Genomic DNA, 3,959 nt, shown 5'->3' with positions numbered 1-3,959 from the left:
GTTTGACCAAGTTGGGAGGCAGGTCCTTAATTGTGAGCATCCTGGCAAGCTGCTTGGACATGTGGTCCATGGAAGAAGTAAACAATTCAGATAAAGGTAGAGGCAATACATTCACATTAAGTAGTCAAGTTATGGGATAAAATCAAAGATTAAAAGTATTTGAACTGTGTTGAACCACGATATTAAAAGAAAGGAGATGTTTGATAATTAACTTCCTAATTATCAAATAGAATATAATGAATAGTTTTTATGAAGAAAAAGAATTAGCGATATTAGGGTTTAAAGGTATTGGAAAAAATGTGAAAATTAGCAGGCACGCTTGTTTTTATGGAGCAGACAGAATGGAGATAGGGGATAATGTAAGAATTGATGATTTTTGTATCTTAAGCGGAGATATAAAAATAGGAAATAATGTGCATATTGCAGCAGGAGTATATTTGTTCGGTGGACATGCTGGAATTATATTGGATGATTTTACCGGAATTTCATCAAGGTCTGCTATCTATGCGGAGAGTGATGATTATTTAGGAGAGGCATTGACTAATCCAACTATTCCAGATAGGTTCAGAAAGGTATCTGGTGGAACAGTTACTCTTGAAAAACATGTTCTTATAGGAACTGGGTGTACAATTCTACCATCGGTAACTGTTAAAATAGGGACGGCAGTGGGAAGTATGTCTTTGGTAAATAAATCTTTACCAGAATGGGGAGTTTATATTGGTATTCCTTGTAAAAAGGTAAAGGATAGAAGTAAACAACTTTGTGAATTTGAGAGGGAATATTTAGATAGTCTAAAGTAATAAGGAAGATAACAAGTATTGAATTTTCAAGGTGCATAGCTAAAATCTATGTGCGAAGTTTGAGATAATAAGACATAAGAAATGTTGATACTAATTGAGATAGGGAGGTATGGTGTATGGAAGCAGAGGAGCTATTAAAGGATTCTTTAAATAACAGAACGCCCATTCTGTTTTTAGGAGCTGGATTTTCATTTAAGGCACTTAATCATCGCAATAAAACTATAGAATTGGCCGATGGTCTTAAGAAAAAGATATTTGAAGAATTTTATATAAAAAAGAAACCTGAGCATGTAGACACTAGGTATATATCAGATGTTGAAAATTACACTTTAAAAGATTTATGCATGACGATCAAACAAGAATCAACTGAAAGAAAGAAACAACTGTATGAGTTTCTTATTGATACATTTAAAGGAGCACATGCTGATCCCAATAATGATTTCCATATAAAAGTGCAAGAATATAACTGGACAAAAATATATACATTGAATATTGATGATTTAATAGAAAATATTTATGAACATGAAAAAAAACCAATTTTAGTACAAAATGAAAAAAGTATAAAAAATAATGATGAAATTGTCACTGAATTATATAAGCTTCATGGATGTGTAAATAAGCCGGAAAATGGTTTTATTTTTAGCACGGATGAATACATTTCTATGATTGAAAATGCTGATTTTAGGATGAAAGAATTTGCAAATGATTATTATAAAAATGATATTATTTTCATTGGTACTGAATTAGATGAAGATGATATCAGTTATATTTTGAAAAATTATTTGTCAGCGGGATATGAGCACAATACGAAATGTTTTTTTATTTGCCCAACAATAAAACCTAAATTGTTATCACAAATTCGTGGAGATAAAAATAGTTATATAATATATTGGGATACGGAAAAGTTTTTAAATTGGTTATCTGAAAATGTTCAAAAAAATCAGATTGAGGATGACAATTTAAAACATTTACATTTCCGAGGATTCCAAAATATAGAAGAAATACTGAAAAATAAGAGCAAATATTACGCGCCAGTATTATATAATGGGTATCCGCCTTTTTATGAGGATATTTTGGATGGTTGGGACATAATGTATCCTAAATATAAGGAAAATAGAGCTGAGATATTGGAAACAACAAAAAGTTCAGTTATTGCATTGTATGGAAAAATGTATGTAGGAAAAACATGCATTGCAAGAAGAATAATTGTAGATTTTTTTAATATTGGTTTTAATGCATTAGAATTTAAGATGGAAAATTCATTGGACTTTGCAATGCTTTCAAAATATATATCAAATTATACGCCGGGATCTAAATTTGCAATTATGGTTGATGATGCCGCACAAATTTATAGAAGATTATATGAATTTATTGACAGTGAACAAATGAAAGATTACTTGATAATCTTTGTTACTACATCTAATATTTTACATCATATGTCGAAACGCCATGAACTATTGTTACATGATAGTAGAGAATTGTATATTAATCCGGAATTGAATTATCAATACAGTTATAATATTTATGAGAAATTAAATGAGAAGAATCGTTTAGGAGCATTGTCTAAGTATGCTGACACACGATCAAGTTCAATAAGATTTATAAAAGATAATAAAGATATTATAAATTTGCTCTATTTATTGACACACGGAAAGGGTTTTCAAGAATATTTTGAAAGCATGATTGAGCATATTGATACTTCAGCAGAATATTTCAATTTGTTTTATACAGTAGCTATTTTTAGTGTGTTGCAGATAGATGGATATCCGAAAGAATTTATTACTAATATTCACAAAAAGATACAAATTAAAGAACTGAAAATCCAATTTGGAGATTTATTATATTTTACTGAAGAAAATCGCTTCTTAAAAGTAAGATGTAGCAATCTGATGGAATCTGTTGTTGTTTCAAAATTGTCATATGAAAAGATAATAAATTACATTCTTCAAAATGTTTATTATTTGCAGGGGTTGTTCAATGAAAAGATAGAAAATATATATAGTGATTATTTTCATATTTTAGTGAAAGAAAATTTTTTGCATAAGAAATTGGGAATTCCATATGAGTTATTACGACAGTATTATAATGAAATTGAAAATAAATTTAAAGATATTAGCTATTATTGGATGCAACGTGCAATTTTAGAGCAACATGATAAACATTTTGAAGAGGCTGAGATTTTTATCAATAACGCAAAAAAAATACGTCCTGATTCATATCAGGCCCAACATGCATTAGCGAAAAATAGAATGGAAAGAGCGCTAAAGGAATTGGAAGATGGTTCATCTTATAGTGTAGTAGCATATTTGTTTGAAGAAGGTGAAACAGGAATTATTGATTTAATTAATAATCCTAAGTATAGTAGATCTTTTTGTTATTCAGTCCATGCATATTTAGATATGAAAATGAAATATTGTAAAAAAACACATAAAACTATTGAGAAAGAAAATGTTGTTTTATATTCAAAATGGATAATTCGTGGATTACAATTGAGTAATGATAAATATATGAATGATATTAGACGACGTTTTATTGAATTTGCATCCGAGTTGGGATATGAAAAAGAAATAGACGATTTGTGTAAGTATCATATAGAATATTCTAGTATTATTACTGAGGATATAGAAGAATATTTAGTGTCTGCTGATTAATAAAAACGGGAGCATGTTACTGACCTCATGAGATGTCACCGACTTGCTCGCATGAGGTCAGTAACAAATAAGGAATAAATTGCAACTGTTACAATTAAAATAAAATCCAATAAGGAGATGCATACCATCTAAAAGAAAACTTCTGAACTTCTGTGAGATAATGGTTGATATCGAGATAGATCAGAGTTTTAACATATAAGTCTTTTAATGAATTCCATATCCCGTAAGCGCCAAATCAGGCGTCTACGGGAATTATATGGGTTTCCAAAGTTTAGTGGGGGGTCCCAAAGTTTTTTAGGGTCAATTAGTAGGGACTGGCTAAAATTGAACAAAAGAGATATTATCAGGCAGGTCTTTTGACCTGCCTGATCTGCTGTGCAACGAAATGTAAATTTAAAGTAAGCGCAAAATAATTCGACGGATTGCATACCCCAACATTCAACTTCATAATAAGAAGCAGGAAATGCTAGTGTTTTACTCTATATGTTTGCGAGATGCTAGTATTTTA

The 3,959-nt window shown here is 30.1% G+C and carries 2 protein-coding genes; both read left to right on the top strand.

The features are described 5' to 3' along the window. Window positions 1-236 precede the first annotated feature (236 nt). Entirely contained in the window at window positions 237-800 is a 564-nt protein-coding gene (locus KQI22_RS13615; protein ID WP_216553399.1) for an acyltransferase, read from the top strand. 116 nt (window positions 801-916) lie between these two features. After that, the gene (locus KQI22_RS13610) at window positions 917-3,451 is read left to right on the top strand and encodes an SIR2 family protein (protein ID WP_216553396.1); all 2,535 of its coding nucleotides are present in this window, start codon (window positions 917-919) and stop codon (window positions 3,449-3,451) included. The last annotated feature ends 508 nt before the right edge of the window (window positions 3,452-3,959 follow it).

The sequence above is a fragment of the Kineothrix sp. MSJ-39 genome (assembly GCF_018917935.1).
In the GTDB taxonomy this organism is placed as follows: domain Bacteria; phylum Bacillota; class Clostridia; order Lachnospirales; family Lachnospiraceae; genus CAG-194.
Note: the sequence above shows the minus strand (reverse complement) of the source record. Positions and strands in the feature narration are given on the sequence as shown.